Origin of the sequence: Flavobacterium araucananum (assembly GCF_002222055.1) — a bacterium.
GTDB classification, from domain to species: domain Bacteria; phylum Bacteroidota; class Bacteroidia; order Flavobacteriales; family Flavobacteriaceae; genus Flavobacterium; species Flavobacterium araucananum.
Genome location: NZ_MUGS01000021.1, coordinates 49,128 through 65,409, shown reverse-complemented (window position 1 = coordinate 65,409; position 16,282 = coordinate 49,128). Strand labels below are relative to the sequence as shown.

The following is a 16,282-nucleotide window of genomic DNA, read 5'->3' as shown; positions in this document are numbered from 1 at the left end:
ATTTATAACTATTACGACGCTCTTTTTTATTGCTTTACTGTTTAAATTTGCATAATGTCAGATGCGCCAACATATCGAAAAATAATCCATGTAGATATGGATGCTTTTTATGCCTCGGTAGAGCAAATGGATAATCCTGCTTTGCGCGGAAAACCTATTGCTGTTGGTGGTTCCGAGAATAGAGGAGTAGTTTCGGCGGCAAGTTACGAAGCACGTAAATTTGGTGTACGAAGTGCTTTAAGCGGCGCTTTGGCTAAAAAATATTGTCCCGAAATTATTTTTGTACGTCCACGTTTTGATCGTTACAAAGAGATTTCCAATAAAATTCATGAAATCTTTCATGACTATACAGACCTGGTCGAGCCACTTTCGCTTGATGAGGCTTATCTGGATGTAACGCAGAATAAAAAAGGAAACCCAAGTGCCAGTTTACTCGCTCAGGAAATTAGACTTCGAATTTTAAATGAGGTCGGAATTTCGGCTTCAGCAGGAATTTCGATTAATAAATTTGTAGCAAAGATTGCCAGTGATGTCAATAAACCTAACGGGCAAAAAACAGTGAACCCTGACGAAGTTGAAGCTTTTCTGGAAGAACTACCTATTCGGAAATTTTATGGAGTAGGAAAAGTAACGACCGAAAAAATGTATCAATTGGGTATTTTTACCGGTCTTGATCTTAAAAGTAAATCAGTAGAGTTTCTGGAGAAGCATTTTGGCAAATCGGGTACTTTTTATTATCACGTTGTTCGCGGAATTCATAATAGCGAAGTAAAACCGCATCGGATCACCAAATCCGTTGCGGCAGAAAACACGTTTGATGTCAATTTAACATCAGAAATTTTTATGCTCGAACAACTGGATAAAATTGCCACTTCGCTTGAAAGAAGATTAAAAAAACACAATATCTCCGGCAAAACCGTTACCCTTAAAATTAAATATAGTGATTTTACGCAGCAAACCCGCAGTAAAACCTTGCCCTATTTTATATCGGACAAAAGTCTGATTCTCGAAACAGTAGAAGAATTATTGTATCAGGAGCGTATGAAAGATTCCGTTCGATTACTCGGAATTGCCCTTAACAATTTGAATACAGAAGAAAAAAAAGCTGTCGTTGTACAATTAAAATTCTCGTTCTAAATTAGCCTTAAACAATCGTTAAATAGGATAAAATTTACATTTATGATCAATTTTCCCGCTACCTTTGGGTAAAAAGATTTATATATTAAATTGTTTGAAATGAAAAAAGCTAATTCTGATGATATTTTACATCGTAATTCGGTTCCTATTCTGGCATGGGATTTTCATTATGAATACATAAATGAACTGAAAGCTATTTTTGCTGATTTGAAAAAAGTAAATAAAATTTCGAATCAGTTTACCTGGAATGAAAAAGATCTGGAAATAGAAGAACGCCTTAAAGACGAAGTTGTAGTGATTACAGATCTTGATTTAAAGATTGTTTTTGCGTCAAACGGAATTAAGAGAATGACAGGTTATTCGGAATTTGAAGTATTAGGTAAATCGCCAAGAATGTTTCAGGGTCCGGAAACCTCTAAAACTGTTCTGGAAGAAATTAAAGCAGCCATCAAATTGCAGATTCCCTTTGAAAAAACACTGCAAAACTATCGAAAAGACGGCCGAAGCTATAAATGCAAAATTAATGGAGCTCCGGTTTTTAACTTAAAAGGAAAACTAACACATTTTATTGCCTTCGAGAAAGAAGTCGCTTAAGATTAACTACAACGGTTTTGCCGTAAAGGCACAAATACATAAAGGTTTTATTCTCATATTTAATTTATATAAAAAAGGCGCAAAGAAAATAATCTTTGCGCCTTTGTGCCTTTCTGGCTAGAGCTTTTTATAGGTTTTCAAAGAAATCATTTCCTTTGTCATCTGTGATGATAAAAGCAGGGAAATCCTTAACGGTAATTTTACGAACAGCTTCCATTCCCAGTTCTTCAAAATCAACGACTTCTACTTTCAGGATATTGTCCTGCGCTAAAATTGCAGCGGGACCTCCAATAGAACCTAAGTAAAATCCGCCGTATTTGTTACATGCATCGGTAACTTGTTTGGTACGGTTTCCTTTTGCCAGCATAATCATGCTTCCGCCATGTTTCTGGAATTCATCAACATAAACATCCATACGCCCCGCGGTTGTTGGTCCAAAACTTCCTGAAGCCATTCCTTCCGGAGTTTTAGCAGGTCCTGCATAATAAACAGGGTGATTTTTAAAGTATTCCGGCATTGGTTTACCGGCTTCCAGCAGTTCCATTATTTTTGCGTGTGCAATATCACGGGCTACAATTACAGTACCGTTCAGTTTTAAACGGGTTTTGATTGGATATTGCGTCAATTTAGCCAAAATATCAGCCATTGGCATGTCCAGGTCAATTTCTACCGGAGCTTCAAGATGTGGAGCTGTTTCAGGTAAAAACTGTTTAGGATTTACTTCCAGTTGCTCAACGAAAATTCCGTCTTTATTAATTTTACCTTTTATATTTCTGTCAGCAGAACAGGAAACCCCTAATCCAACCGGACAAGAAGCTGCGTGACGTGGCAAACGAATTACACGAACATCATGTGTAAAGTATTTTCCGCCAAACTGAGCGCCAATGGCACTTTCCTGACATATTTTCTGAACTTTTTCTTCCCACTCTAAATCACGAAATGCCTGACCGGACATATTTCCCGAAGTAGGCAAGTGGTCATAGTATCCCGCAGATGCTTTTTTAACAGCACTTAGATTCGCTTCAGCAGAAGTTCCTCCAATTACTAAAGCCAAATGATACGGAGGACAAGCCGAAGTTCCTAAATCTTTTATTTTTGTTCGAATGAAAGCATCCATAGCTTTTTCATTCAATAATGATTTTGTTTGTTGGTATAAGTATGTTTTATTGGCAGATCCACCGCCTTTTGCCATGAATAAAAACTCATAAGACGCTCCTTTTTTAGCATAAATATCAATTTGTGCCGGAAGATTTGATCCTGAATTTTTTTCTTCAAACATCGAAATCGGTACAATTTGCGAATAACGTAAATTACGTTTTTGGTACGTATTAAAAATCCCTCTGCTCAGCCACTCGGCATCATCAACACCGGTAAAGATGCTTTCGCCCTTTTTTGCCATTACGATTGCCGTTCCGGTATCCTGGCAGCTAGGCAATTGACCTTCGGCAGCAACAGAAGCATTTTGTAATAAATTATAAGCCACAAAACGATCGTTATCTGTAGCTTCAGGATCATCAAGGATCTTTCTTAATTTTTGCAAATGTGTTGTTCTTAACATGAACGAAACATCTGTCAAGGCTTCTTCTGCCAATAATTCGAGTCCTTTTGGGTCAACGGTCAAAACTTCACGCTCACCAAATTGTTCTACTTTCACAAAATCAGACGTAATTTTGCGGTACTGTGTATCATCCTTTAAAATAGGATAAGGGTCTTGGTATATAAAATCAATCATTGCTTTGTTTTTTACAAAGTTAGAAATTATTTACCTAAGAAAGAATTTGAATAAGACCTGTTTTTGGGGAGATTATTTAATATTATGAAATGCATCAAAACTCATTTTTTTCTCGAAATAAGTCTTGTCTTTTGCCGAGAGCAACTGTTTTTTCCAGTGATTTCCGCTTAAGCGAAATAGAATAGAATCGGAATGTTTGACTGTTCCCATATTCTCGTCGTTATCATCCGGTTCAAAAACAACTGTCTTGCAGTAAAAAGATTCAGGATTAGCTTTTGGTGTTGGATTTTCGAACTCAACCCAATTTCCCCAACCACTATCAGACATTGTATACCATTCATAAACCAATTGCAAATCATTGTTTTTTAAATAATACAGATAGTTGCTTTGGTTGTAACCACAAGCAGGATATCCAAAACTAATTTGAATAAAGGGAGAATTTTTTACACTTTCTCTGCCTAATCCGCATATTCCGCCCCATTCTGATCCTTTCTCTACTCCTGTAATTGTAATTTTTGAAGAACTGGTTTTGCTTTTATTCAAATAAAAATCAAGTTGGTATTTTGCAGTTACGATACTGTCTTTATCTGCTTTTTGATTGACAAGATGTGCCAAAACAAAATTATCTTTCGATATTTCGCCATCTCCGGCAATAGAAATAGTGTCTGTTTTTAAGAAACTTTCTTTAACCGCAATGACTTCCGTTTTGCTATCCGGAGCCGCAGTAATAACTTGATTTACAGGTTTTGGTTTTTGACAACCAATTAAAACAAATAAAATAAAAAGAGTTTGTGGTTTCATGGTCTTTAAAATTGACAATTGATATGGTTATAAAATCTAAATTTAATATGTATCGTTCCTACGGAACTTTAAAATTTGGGATTAATATTTTCAACGGATTAAAATCCGTTGCTACAAAATAAAGCATTCCTCCGGAATTTTATAAAGAATTTTAAAAAAGAGCTGTTGGCTTTGCACATATTGTAGAGCTATATTTTAGTGTGAACAAGTTTTTTTCATGATTTTAAAATTTGTTTTACATGCATTTAATACAAAATCTAAATTTAATATGTTTCGTTCCTCCGGAACTTTAAAATCGGGATTAATATTTTTAACGGATTAAAATCCGTTGCTACAAAATAAAGCATTCCTCCGGAATTTTATAAAAATCTTTAAAGAAGAGCCATAGGCTTGGCATATATTGTAAGGCCGGATTTTAATCCGGTTTGCATAAAAGGAATTAAGATAAAGAGCCGTAGGCTTATCACATATTGTAAGGCCGGATTTTGATCCGGTTTACATAAAAAGTATTAAGATAAAGAGCTGTAGGCTTGGCAAATATTGTAGAGCAAGATTTTAGTGAGAACAAGGTTTTTTCATGATTTTACAATTTTTTGTATATGCATTTAATACAAAATCTAAATTTAATATGTTTCGTTCCTCCGGAACTTTAAAATCAGGATTAATATTTTTAACGTATTAAAATCCGTTGCTACAAAATAAAGCATTCCTCCGGAATTTTATAAAGAATTTTAAAAAAGAGCCGTAGGCTTATCACATATTGTAGGGCCGGATTTTAATCCGGTTTACATAAAAAGTATTAAGATAAAGAGCTGTAGGCTTGGCACATATTGTAGAGCAAGATTTTAGTGAGAACAAGGTTTTTTCATGATTTTGCAATTTTTTGTATATGCATTTAATACAAAATCTAAATTTAATATGTTTCGTTCCTCCGGAACTTTAAAATCAGGATTAATATTTTTAACGGATTAAAATCCGTTGCTACAAAATAAAGCATTCCTACGGAATTTTATAAAGAATTTTAAAAAAGACCCGTAGGCTTATCACATATTGTAGGGCCGGATTTTAATCCGGTCTTCATAAAAGGAATTAAGATAAAGAGCTGTAGGCTTGGCACATATTGTAGAGCTATATTTTAATGTGAACAAGGTCTTTTCATGATTTTAAAATTTGCTTTATATGCATTTAATACAAAATCTAAATTTAATATGTTTCTTTCCTCCGGAACTTTAAAATCGGGATTAATATTTTCAACGGATTAAAATCCGTTGCTACAAAATAAAGCATTCCTACGGAATTTTATAAAGAATTTTAAAAAAGAGCCGTTGGCTTGGCATATATTGTAAGGCCGGATTTTAATCCGGTTTACATAAAAAGAATTAAGATAAAGAGCCGTTGGCTTGACACATATTGTAGGGCCGGATTTTAATCCGGTTTGCATAAAAGGAATTAAGATAAAGAGCCGTAGGCTTATCACATATTGTAGGGCCGGATTTTAATCCGGTTTACATAAAAAGAATTAAGATAAAGAGCTGTAGGCTCGATTTATATTGGAGAGCTTTTCTATAATATGTTACATTAGATTTTGAAAAATATATCTTTCGTCAAAGGAAACGTTGAATTTCTCCAAAATAGATAAATATTCCTCTTTGAAATTATGCTTTTTATGATGCTCTTCTTGATTTTGAATGTATTTATAAACAGCATTGATATGAGATTTACTATAAGAAAAAGCCCCAAATCCCTCTTGCCATTCAAATCTGTGTTTTGTTAATCGATGATCATTAATGTATTTTGATGATTTTGATTTTACAATTTTCATTAAGTCAGAGATAGAAATGGAAGGTTTTAATGCTAAAAAGCAATGAATATGGTCTTCAGTCCCATTTATGATTATCGTTTTACAACCAGTCTCATTTATTAAATTTCCAATTACACCCAATATTTTAGATTTAAACTCATCAGTAATAATTGCTTCTCTATATTTTACAGCAAAAATTGCCTGAATATAAATTTGATGATATGTATTTGCCATATTTTGTTTATTTGTAATGATTTAATGGATTACAATAATACAAAATATTCTTACAAAATATTGAATTTATTCTTACGTTTAAACCGAATTAAAATCCGGTTAACATAAAATGAATTCGTATTTTAATAGGGTTTAAATTATATAATGATTTAAAAAAACCATGTTGCCACAAAAATTGCTGTGATCACACAAATAAGATCTACCAAAAGCATTGTTCCCAAAGCATAACGGGTATTTTTGATATTGATTGAACCAAAATAAACGGCAATTACATAAAAAGTACTTTCGGCGCTACACTGAAAAATACTGCTTAGTCTGGCAGTCAAAGAATCTGCTCCAAAGGTATTCATTGAATCTATCAAAAATCCGCGGGATCCGGCAGAGCTAAAAGGGCGAAGCATCGCTACAGGTAACGCATTTGTGATTTCTTTACTCACTCCCATATTCGAGAAAACAAATGCAATTCCGTTACTTATAATTTCAAATAAACCACTGTTTCTAAAAAGAGAGATCGCTACCAACATTCCAAGGACATAAGGAAAAATAGTAACCCCTGTTTTAAGCCCATTATTTGCTCCAACCACAAAGGTGTCGAAAGGAGTTGTATTTGCCTCAATGAATTTCTTTTCATTTTTAAAAGCAAAAATCAATGTAAAGGCAATAATTCCAATCAATATCAATCCTGAAAGATTCGAAGTAAAATAATTTTTACCAATTAGATCCAAATGGTTTACATACATCAGCAGACCAACAATGGCGGCAATTAATCCCATTAATACGATGAGAAGAGAAGCACTTTTAAAATTGATTTTTTGTTTAATTCCCACAATTAAAAAAGCAGCAATAGTACCAATGAAAGAAGTGATGATACACGGCAGCATAACATCGGCAGGATTACTGGCATTTGCAGCAGCACGATATCCAATAATAGAGGTTGCAATCAAGGTCAGACCAGAAGCGTGAAGACACATAAACATAATTTGGGCATCACTCGCTTTGTCTTTGTCGGGGTTTATTTCCTGTAAACTTTCCATAGCTTTAAGTCCAAATGGGGTTGCAGCCGAATCTAATCCTAAGAAATTAGCAGCAAAGTTTAAGGTCATGTACGATATTGAAGGATGGTTTTCAGGAATACTCGGAAAGACCTTTACAAATACCGGACTCAATATTTTTGCCAATTTTCCAGATGCTCCGGAAATAATCAGAAGTTCCATTAATCCGCAGAAAAAAGCCAGATAGGCAATAAGCGGCAGGATAAGATCGACTAAAGTACTCTTGCAAGTAGGCAATAAACCATCAGATTTTTGAAGACCGCTGAAAATTTTTACGGTTTTATTTTTATAAACATAAGTAGTATCAGCATTAAGCGTATCACGATTAATGATCATGCTTTGATCCGGTGCTTTTTTTATACTGTCTTTGATAAAAGCAGGAAGTTGATCGATGTATTTCTCAGAGACCAGAATAGGATCGTCTTTCTTTCCGTTTATTATAGAATCAATCGTATAAGTGTTGGCAGTAAATAAACTGACAACAATAAAGACAATCGAAGAAATAAAAATCGTTAACCAGAATCTGCTTAATACCATAATGCTATTTTTTTGTAAATGTAATTATTTAACAATAAAATGCATAAAGATTTTATTGTTGAACAGATAAGTGTTTTTAGAAAACACAGTTTCTCAGAGATTAGAATGTGTTGCTTAAGATAATATGCCGCCCCGCTGGGGCTACAAATGGATATTTTAAATTTGCATTGCTATAAACATAGCACTCCTGACGGAGTTTATTCATACCAATTGTAGCAATACATTTATAGAAAATATCGTGTGCCGGTTTTAATAATTCTAATGGGCAATATATTTATAAAAGATTGCTATAGATTTAGTCGCTCTAACACTGTGAAAGCAAACATTTAAAAAGATTAGGATACATTTTGTTGTTCTAGCTCGGTGGAATAAATTTTTTATAAAATATCAAAATTCATTTAGTCGCTCTATTTCCTTGGAAGCAAATATTTAAGAAAATCAAGGGATATTATTATGCTAGCTCCATAGGAGCAAAATATTTATAGAAAATTACGAGCAGTTAGTTCTAAGCTCCGTAGGAACGATATAAAAATTAAGAAATAATTCTTTATTCAATAATAATTTTGGTTTCAAGATAATTTTCAAAAGCTTGAATGCCTTCAAACAAAATTTCCTTTTTTGATGTTTTGGTTTCAGTAAAAAATTGTGTTTCTATTTTTGCATGATCTTTTTTCATGGTTCGTTTCCAGGTTCCAATAACTTTTGAGTTTTCCAGAATAATGGGTTTAAAAATGCCATTATTGGTAAAAGCTTTAGATTGATGTTCTAATAAAATTGAAGCTTCACGGGTTTTATACGAGATCAGAATTTCATCGAATGCAGGAAGAAAATGTATGCTTTCTCGGAAATTAGCGACTTCAGAAAAATCATTTTTAAACCAATACGTTTGATTTTCAATGTCAACAGAATTCAGTTGCAACTCAATTGCATTAATTGCCAATTTGCAGCTAGTTGGAGGAAAACCGCACCACCACGAGAAGTCAAGTAGTGTTGCAGGCCCGTGACTTTCGAAATATCGGAGGGCTAATTTTGCGAGAGCCTCGTCTTTGGTTAGTTTTGTTTTGGGTCTTGATACCCTTTCCTGAAGTAGGGCATAGGTAATTTGTTTGCCTTTCATTTTACCATTACAAACCAAACCATCCAGTTCAGCATTCATCATAATTGCGGCACTTAAAAAATCTTCGCTGGAAGTTTTCTTGATATTAAGTTCCTGCATAATTTCATCTCTTGTCAAATAGTTATTTCCGCTTAATATCTTTTCGATAACAGAATTTGTCTGATCTAATTTTTTAGCATCAAAACCATATTTCTTTGCGGCAGAAGCAGTAAATCTTTTGACTTGTGGCGCAGAGAGATCCAACATCCAATAAATATCATCGGCAGCAACAAAATGCCAGGTGGGACGTAGAATATGAGTACGAATAATTTGGGCAGCATTTATAGCCTCTTCGATCTCTTTTTCGGTAGCATTACCTCTTGCTCCAATTGCCCATTTTGCCATATTGTAATCCTGAGCCTGCATTGCACCTAAATGTTTTACAATTTCCTGCGGAGAGTTTAGACTTGTTTGATACAGTTTTTGAGAAACAAGTCTATGATGGGAGATTTCGTGATGTGTCATTTTCTAAACTTTGTTACTCTGTGTGTCTGTACCTTTGCACCTTAAAAAATCTACACATGAATAATTTCTTCATCAATCAATAAGTCTTCACGGCGCAAACGAAGAAAAATCTGTGCTACGGCAATCGTATCTTTTTCGCAATAGGTTACAATACGGTCAATATCTTTCTCGACATAAAAAACATGTGCCACCTGACTTCCGTCAATATCGCCTTTTGGCGATGGTATCCCCAGAATCTTGGTTAATAGTTTTAGTGATGTAAAGTGTTTATAATCTCCAAACTTCCATAATTCTAAAGTATCCAAATGCGCAATTTCCCATGGTTTTTTTCCAAAAAGATTCAGTTTCTCCGGAATCGCAACCTGATTGATAATCATTCTTCTTGCTATAAACGGAATATCAAATTCCTTAGCGTTATGTCCGCATAAAACATGTTGCGGCTGATTAAAGTGATTGTTCAATAAATTATTAAAGTCATGAAGGATCTTTTTTTCTTCCCCAAAAAAGGAGGTTACCCTAAAATTTCGAATGTCGCCTTTGATTGTAAAGTAACCAACCGAAATACAAACAATCTTTCCAAACTCTGCCCAGATTCCGGCGCGATCATAAAATTCTTCCGGCGTAAAATCGTCTTTTCGCTGGTATTGTGTTTTATGATCCCAAAGCGACTGCATTTCTGTGTCCAGCGAATTAAAATTCTCTTCTTCCGGAACAGTCTCTATGTCCAGAAATAAAATGTTGTTGAGGTTTATTTTTTCTATCATTTTTTAAGACTTCTTAGATATTAGACATCTTAGATTTATAAATGTACGCAAAATTGAATTTAAAATAAGAAATAACTTATGATTTAGAAACAAGGATTCTTTGCCACGAATTTCACGAATTAGCACAAATTAAAAATAGTTAGCAATCTAATAAACCAGGAATTAGTGCTAATTCGTGAAATTGCTTCGCCAGTTCGCTATCGCTCGGGTCGTGGCTAACTTTTTTAAAACAAACTTTGCTGTGTTGTTGGGTTTTCGTGTTCAAGAAGCCATTTTTTGCGGGACAATCCGCCGGCATAACCTGTTAGAGAACCATTTGTGCCAATAACCCGATGACAGGGAACGACAATCCATAACGGATTTTTGCCATTGGCAGATGCCACGGCACGTATCGCTTTTATATCACCTAGTTTCTTGGTCTGATCCATATAACTTATGGTTTTTCCGTATGGGATTTCTAATAGTGATTGCCATACTTTTTGCTGAAATTCAGTTCCTTTTGGGTTAAGTTTGAAATCGAAACCGGTTCTTTTTTTATCGAAATATTCTTGTAGTTGCGAAACGGCTTCTTTTAATACTTCCGGAATTTCTAAAGAAATTTCTTTAGTACCAACATCAGAAACAGAAATTACAGAAACGCCATCTTCGTCGCCAATAATTTTGGTAATTCCTAAAGGCGAATTGATATAGGCTGTTTCCATAGATTTTGATTGAACCACAAAGTTCGCAAAGTTTTTAAAACAGTTTAATAATTTTCAAGTTTAAACGGGTAACTTAGACTATTTTCAACTTTTTCGCTCGAGATAACCTTTTTGATATTTGATTTTTCCGGACTAAACTTAGGCAAAATCAAGTTTTGCTCTTTTGCTTGTTGTGTATAATATTTCTCTCTTGTAGGGTGAAACGGGGCAACGGCATTAAAAACTTCGTTCCATTTTGATTGGTTTATGATTTCTTCGATGATACCAATGCAATCATTTTGATGAATCAGGTTTACGGGTGCGTCCGGATTTTCGAGGTTTTCTCTTCCCGCCAGAAATTTTACCGGATGGCGATCTTCGCCTATTAATCCGCCAAAGCGCAAAATAGTAGTTTCAAAGTTTTGATTGTTTTGCAGAGTTGCTTCGGCAAGAAGTAATTGTTTGCCGCTTTCGGTCTCTGGATTTGGATTTGTTTCTTCGGTGATAATGTCGTTTTCGTCTCCATAAACAGAAGTTGAACTTACAAAAAGCACCTTTTTTACTGTTGATTTTTCAATAAACGGAATCAGGTTTTCGATTTTTTCTACAAAAACCTTCCTCAAAGAAGGAGATGAATCGGCATTTTTTCCTCGCAATTTAGGCGGAATATCGATAATTAAGATTTGACTTTTATCTAGAAACTCATTGATGCTTTCTGAAATACTTTCGCTTTCAAGCGCCAGCAAAAAAGGATTTATTCCAGCATTTTCTAAAATTGAAAGTTTATTTTGAGAAGTTGTAGATCCGTTTACCGAATGTCCTTTTTCGATTAGTTTTTTTGCTAAAGGCAAACCTAACCATCCGCAGCCTAATATGCTTATTTTTTTCATTTTTTAAAAGTTTGCTTTGAAAGATAATTTCGCAAAGACACAAAGTTTTTTTGAATAGGCTCCAGCTGAAACTGGAGCCTATTCAATTTATAATATTAAATAACTTTAGCTTCAATTACATTACAAATCTAATGTAAATCGAACTTTGTCTTTTCCTTTTGCGCCAATTCTGTTGTAGAATTTAATGGCTCTTTCGTTAAATTCAGGTGTTTGCCATTGTATATTGATGCAGTTTTTCTTGATTGCGATTTGTTTTAGTTTGTCGATTAAAACTTCGCCAATGCCAAAACTTCGGGCTTCTGGTTCCAAAAATAAACAATCCATATAAATGAAAGTTCCTGCATCCCAGGTCGAAAAATCAAAAGTATACGATAGATATCCTACAATGGTTTCTTTTGTGGCAACAACTAAACAGAATAATCTAGGCTGTTCCCGAAACAAAGCATCTTGCAATTTTTCTTGTTTCCCTTCTGCAGAATAAGCAGCTTTCTCATATTCGGCATGTTTTTGACATAAAACAACCAATTTAGGCAAGTCAGATCTTTCGCAGCTTCTTATTGAATATTCCATTGAAGGTTGATCTCGTTTTGTAAAAAGGTAATAAAGTGATAAAAGTAATCCGGATATTGCTCGTTTTCGCGAATGGCAATGAAATGTTTTCTCTTTAAACCATTTTTCCCAATTTTAATAGCCTTTATGGGGCTGTTTTTTAAATGTGGCAGTAACGCCCATTTTGCCATAGACATGACACCCATATCAGCCTTAACCATTTCCAGAGATGCTTCGGTCAAGGGCAAAGGTGTAACTTTTTTAGGTGTAACTTTTGCCGGGGCCAAAATAAACTGATGAATCGTAACGGTTTCCATAGGCAAAGAGTGAATCAGTAAATGTTCGTTGACAAAATCTTCGGCAACGACGTACTTTTTATTCGCCCACGCATGATTTTCAGAAACTGCCATAACAACTTCATCCTGAAAAAGCTCTATATATTTTATATTATTGTCTTTGATCTGATCACTGATTATGGCAATATCAATTACATTTTCTAATAATTTTTGTAACGGAATATGCGTTGCTTCGGTCACAATTTTTAAATCTACATTGGGATATAAAAGATGAAATTGTTTTAAGACCGGTGGCAGCCAGTGATAACTGGAAAAACACTCGGTACTAATTCTTATTTCGCCATATTCACCGTATACCATTTGCTTGATTTGAGATTCGGTTTGCAAAAGCTTTTCCAGAATTTCGTTGGCAAGATCATAGATTTTTTCTCCGGCTTTAGTCAGGACCAACTTTTTGTTCGTTCTCAAAAAAATGGCAGTTCCCAATTGATATTCGGCTTCTTTAAGTTGATGACTCAAAGCCGATTGTGTCAAATGCAATTTGTCAATTGCCTTGGTGATACTTCCTTCTTCAACAATTGCTTTTATTAATCGTAAATGACGTATTTCCATTTTTTGGGAATTAGAATACAAAGTAACAAAATTTCAGGATGGTTTTTCTATGAAAAAAAGTAATCTACTTGATGAATTCTTTTCGTTTTTATGAGACTTGGTGTTCGCTTACTTTTGGATAAACAAAAATCAAAAATCAGCATAAAAATGGAAGAACAAATTAAACACTACGAAAACAAATTAGCCTTCGAAATGGATCCGTCTGATTTGTTTGATGCCTTAAACAGCTCAGAGAAGGTGATTGCAATTGATGCCCGAAAAGCCTTTGGTTTTGAAGCAGAACATATACCAACAGCGATCAATATTCCGCATCGCGAAATGACGGTCGAAACTACAAAACATTTGGATAAGGAGGTTTTGTACGTTACGTATTGTGACGGAATTGGTTGCAATGCCTCAACAAAAGGGGCTTTGAATATGGCAAAACTGGGGTTTAAAGTAAAAGAGTTAATAGGTGGAATCGAGTGGTGGAAGTTTGACGGTTATGCTACCGAAGGATCAAACGGTGTAAAAACCGGGTTGAAATTTGAATGTGCTTGTTAAATAAAAGGGCAAACTCTGGTTAAGTTTGCCCTTTGTTTTTATTCTGGTTTTATAACCTTTTTCAAACTGTCTTTTGCAATGTTAATACTATCTTTTGCCGTAGTTGCTGGTTTTAGAGGAACTACCGGAGCGGTATATTTCTTTATTTTTTGCTGAATTAAAACAGCATCATTTAAAACAAAAGGCGTTGGCATCATCCAGTCGCTTCTTGGTTTTATTTGCAATAAAGGATTTGTCATTAAATCGAAAGAACTTTCGATTAAATCCATATCAAAAAGAGATGATTTATTGATGTAGAAATCCATTACCAGAGGTTCATTGCCTACAACATAATAACATAAAATTTTTGAGCCATCACGTTCCAGACGATTTCCTTTTTCGCCGGCAGTTGCAACACCATTAGCTTTAAAGTTGAAAAACGTCATTTTTGGATTGGCATAAATGTCGTAACGGTTTACCTTTCGGTTTGGCGCAATTTTAATTTTTAGATACCTGTTATTCCCTACAACACTATCTTTTATAAATGTAATGGTTGGTTTTGGAATATCAACTACAGGAGCAATTGCACTGTATGTAAAACCTGAATTGTATTTGCTGGCCAACGGAAGATCGTTTAATCCTACGGCTTTCTGATTTTTTTCTCCTAAATAACTCTTCGTCCAATCGTCCAGATTTACGTCATAAGTGGTCCAGACCGCAGAATTTGTATTGGCGTTATAAACATAAAGTAAACTGTTTGATTTTGCTTCTCCACGCTCGTAACCGGAATGATATCCTGCAGAAATAAAGAAGCCAATCGAAACCGCAAAAAAGAACATCGTCCAGGCTCCCTTTTTAAAGAAAGAACCAAAAACAGGAAGTAATAATCCAAAAAGCAAGACGGTTAGAATGGCACTTCCAAAAAGAATTTTAAGTCCTAAACCAATCGGGAACATAACTATAAAAGGCGCTACAATGATCAGGGCAGGAATGCTAAACAATAAGTTTAAACCCAGGCTGTAATGTTGTGTGATGACAAAAATTCCGAATAAGAGAATGCCAAAATAAACCGGAATAATCAGGAAACCTGCTCCGGTTAAGCTATTGGCCAAAAAGGCATTGATGATAATCCATAATAACAATGGCGCTACAAAATGGTTCATTGTAATTTTTGCTTCCGAAAAATGATGGTAGAAAGCAAACGAAATGGCAATACTCAACGTTACAAAAGCACCAATGTAGGCATGACCATTGTAGGTAAACCCGTTTAGTAAATCTGAATATTGAGGATAGATTTGCAGTAGAATTTTCCAGCCTAAAAAGGTCACCAATCCAGAAACAACAATGGATCCTAAAAGCGGAACAAATCCTCTGAGAATTTCCCTGAAAGTAATGACCAGTTTAATTTTTCCAATAAATATAAAAAGGATTAATAAACCCAAAGCAATGATGGTCATTGGTAATACCCAAGAAAACGGATAACTTATAAAAGAGAAAGGAACGCTAAAATAAACATCATCTGAAGTCGAATTGGTTGTGTTTAAATCAACATTTGAGAAGTATTTTAGCAATGGCATCAAATAGGTTCCCTGATGCGCCAATGTAGTTTTATTTAGATGCTGAACGTCGTCTTGTTGGGTGTGATAATTATAATGTCCGTCTATAAAGGCAAAATTGAAACCCTGAATGTTTCCTTGTTGTCTAAAAACGGTTAAATCAGTATCGTTTGGCAGCATTTTATAGATGCTGTACATCAAAGAGTTTGAGACGGGATATTTAGCTTTTGCATTTGCGAATTCTTTTACAAGGGCTTCATTTCCTTTATTGGTTTCCATTAACATATAACTTGGACCGGACGAACCTCTTGCTTCAAAATTAATGACCAAACCTACGTCTTTTGCCCACGGATGTTTGTTTACAAAAAGAGCGGCTCCGTTTAAGCCCAGTTCTTCGGCATCAGAAAACAGAATAATAATGTCATTTTTATGGGGTTGTTTTGCGTATAAAAAAGCACGAATTCCTTCTAATATAGTTGCTACTCCTGAGGCATCGTCGCTTGCACCTTTAGAAAATGAATGTGGGGCACTATCATAATGCGACAGCAATAAAAGAGCTTTTGAGTTGTTGGTTCCTTTTATCCGGGCCAGAATGTTTTTAGATTTTACCAAAAGACCTTTGTCGTTAAGGGTAAATCCTTCCTGAACTGAGGTTTCCAGACCTATCCGATTAAGCTCAAGTTTTAGATAATTGGCAACCAGCTCGTGATTGGTAGAACCCACGTAATGCGGTTTTTGTGCAATAATTTCGACTTGATTGAGGGCTCTTTCGGTCGAGAATTCAGCAAGAGCTTCTTCATTTTTCGAAATCCATTGCGGCATCATCGAGGCGTATATGATGCCAAGAATTGCTAAAATGCAGACTACGGCCAGAATTGAGGTAGGGTTTTTTTTCATGATGAAT

General features: G+C 34.9%; 14 protein-coding genes. 3 read left to right on the top strand and 11 right to left on the bottom strand.

The features are described from left to right. Positions 1-54 precede the first annotated feature (54 nt). Together dinB and B0A64_RS12635 are read left to right on the top strand one after the other, a co-directional pair. Positions 55-1,137 (top strand): DNA polymerase IV, encoded by a 1,083-nt coding sequence (gene dinB, locus B0A64_RS12640; RefSeq protein ID WP_089479880.1) that lies wholly within the window; start codon positions 55-57, stop codon positions 1,135-1,137. Between the two features lie 99 nt (positions 1,138-1,236). After that, positions 1,237-1,731 (top strand): PAS domain-containing protein, encoded by a 495-nt coding sequence (locus B0A64_RS12635; RefSeq protein WP_089479879.1) that lies wholly within the window; start codon positions 1,237-1,239, stop codon positions 1,729-1,731. A 127-nt stretch (positions 1,732-1,858) separates the two neighbouring features. Here B0A64_RS12635 and B0A64_RS12630 read toward each other — a convergent pair whose 3' ends face one another. From B0A64_RS12630 to B0A64_RS12585, 10 genes are all read right to left on the bottom strand, one after another. After that, positions 1,859-3,463, bottom strand: coding sequence for a fumarate hydratase (locus B0A64_RS12630; RefSeq protein ID WP_089479878.1), 1,605 nt, complete (start codon positions 3,461-3,463; stop codon positions 1,859-1,861). A gap of 72 nt (positions 3,464-3,535) precedes the next feature. After that, entirely contained in the window at positions 3,536-4,264 is a 729-nt protein-coding gene (locus B0A64_RS12625; RefSeq protein WP_089479877.1) for a hypothetical protein, read from the bottom strand. Between the two features lie 1,573 nt (positions 4,265-5,837). Then, entirely contained in the window at positions 5,838-6,299 is a 462-nt protein-coding gene (gene tnpA / locus B0A64_RS12620) for an IS200/IS605 family transposase (protein ID WP_089479876.1), read from the bottom strand. A 149-nt stretch (positions 6,300-6,448) separates the two neighbouring features. Continuing rightward, complete coding sequence (locus B0A64_RS12615; protein ID WP_089479875.1) at positions 6,449-7,888, bottom strand: nucleoside recognition domain-containing protein; 1,440 nt, start codon at positions 7,886-7,888, stop codon at positions 6,449-6,451. A 547-nt stretch (positions 7,889-8,435) separates the two neighbouring features. Then, on the bottom strand, positions 8,436-9,509 hold the full coding sequence (locus B0A64_RS12610; protein ID WP_089479874.1) for a winged helix DNA-binding domain-containing protein: 1,074 nt from the start codon (positions 9,507-9,509) through the stop codon (positions 8,436-8,438). Positions 9,510-9,559: 50 nt separating this feature from the next. After that, positions 9,560-10,273 carry a 3'-5' exonuclease gene (locus B0A64_RS12605; RefSeq protein ID WP_089479873.1) on the bottom strand — a complete coding sequence of 238 codons (714 nt, stop codon included), beginning with the start codon at positions 10,271-10,273 and terminating at the stop codon, positions 9,560-9,562. 224 nt (positions 10,274-10,497) lie between these two features. Beyond that, a complete protein-coding gene (locus B0A64_RS12600; RefSeq protein ID WP_089479872.1) occupies positions 10,498-10,974 on the bottom strand; it encodes a methylated-DNA--[protein]-cysteine S-methyltransferase in 477 nt (158 codons plus the stop codon). Between the two features lie 44 nt (positions 10,975-11,018). Continuing rightward, entirely contained in the window at positions 11,019-11,843 is an 825-nt protein-coding gene (locus B0A64_RS12595; RefSeq protein ID WP_089479871.1) for an SDR family oxidoreductase, read from the bottom strand. A gap of 120 nt (positions 11,844-11,963) precedes the next feature. Further along, positions 11,964-12,413, bottom strand: a complete 450-nt coding sequence (locus tag B0A64_RS12590; protein ID WP_089479870.1) for a GNAT family N-acetyltransferase — start codon at positions 12,411-12,413, stop codon at positions 11,964-11,966. Then, positions 12,398-13,300 carry a LysR family transcriptional regulator gene (locus B0A64_RS12585; RefSeq protein WP_089479869.1) on the bottom strand — a complete coding sequence of 301 codons (903 nt, stop codon included), beginning with the start codon at positions 13,298-13,300 and terminating at the stop codon, positions 12,398-12,400. The genes B0A64_RS12590 and B0A64_RS12585 overlap by 16 nt, the downstream gene beginning before the upstream one ends. A gap of 147 nt (positions 13,301-13,447) precedes the next feature. Between B0A64_RS12585 and B0A64_RS12580 the strand changes: the two genes are divergently transcribed. Next, on the top strand, positions 13,448-13,843 hold the full coding sequence (locus B0A64_RS12580; RefSeq protein ID WP_089479975.1) for a rhodanese-like domain-containing protein: 396 nt from the start codon (positions 13,448-13,450) through the stop codon (positions 13,841-13,843). A gap of 38 nt (positions 13,844-13,881) precedes the next feature. Here B0A64_RS12580 and B0A64_RS12575 read toward each other — a convergent pair whose 3' ends face one another. After that, positions 13,882-16,275 (bottom strand): M28 family peptidase, encoded by a 2,394-nt coding sequence (locus tag B0A64_RS12575; protein WP_089479868.1) that lies wholly within the window; start codon positions 16,273-16,275, stop codon positions 13,882-13,884. Positions 16,276-16,282: the final 7 nt, after the last annotated feature.

Coding starts and splice junctions, on each gene's coding strand:
- dinB (WP_089479880.1), top strand. CDS start 55: ATGTCAGATGCGCCAACATATCGAAAAATAATCCATGTAGATATGGAT.
- B0A64_RS12635 (WP_089479879.1), top strand. CDS start 1,237: ATGAAAAAAGCTAATTCTGATGATATTTTACATCGTAATTCGGTTCCT.
- B0A64_RS12630 (WP_089479878.1), bottom strand. CDS start 3,463: ATGATTGATTTTATATACCAAGACCCTTATCCTATTTTAAAGGATGAT.
- B0A64_RS12625 (WP_089479877.1), bottom strand. CDS start 4,264: ATGAAACCACAAACTCTTTTTATTTTATTTGTTTTAATTGGTTGTCAA.
- tnpA (WP_089479876.1), bottom strand. CDS start 6,299: ATGGCAAATACATATCATCAAATTTATATTCAGGCAATTTTTGCTGTA.
- B0A64_RS12615 (WP_089479875.1), bottom strand. CDS start 7,888: ATGGTATTAAGCAGATTCTGGTTAACGATTTTTATTTCTTCGATTGTC.
- B0A64_RS12610 (WP_089479874.1), bottom strand. CDS start 9,509: ATGACACATCACGAAATCTCCCATCATAGACTTGTTTCTCAAAAACTG.
- B0A64_RS12605 (WP_089479873.1), bottom strand. CDS start 10,273: ATGATAGAAAAAATAAACCTCAACAACATTTTATTTCTGGACATAGAG.
- B0A64_RS12600 (WP_089479872.1), bottom strand. CDS start 10,974: ATGGAAACAGCCTATATCAATTCGCCTTTAGGAATTACCAAAATTATT.
- B0A64_RS12595 (WP_089479871.1), bottom strand. CDS start 11,843: ATGAAAAAAATAAGCATATTAGGCTGCGGATGGTTAGGTTTGCCTTTA.
- B0A64_RS12590 (WP_089479870.1), bottom strand. CDS start 12,413: ATGGAATATTCAATAAGAAGCTGCGAAAGATCTGACTTGCCTAAATTG.
- B0A64_RS12585 (WP_089479869.1), bottom strand. CDS start 13,300: ATGGAAATACGTCATTTACGATTAATAAAAGCAATTGTTGAAGAAGGA.
- B0A64_RS12580 (WP_089479975.1), top strand. CDS start 13,448: ATGGAAGAACAAATTAAACACTACGAAAACAAATTAGCCTTCGAAATG.
- B0A64_RS12575 (WP_089479868.1), bottom strand. CDS start 16,275: ATGAAAAAAAACCCTACCTCAATTCTGGCCGTAGTCTGCATTTTAGCA.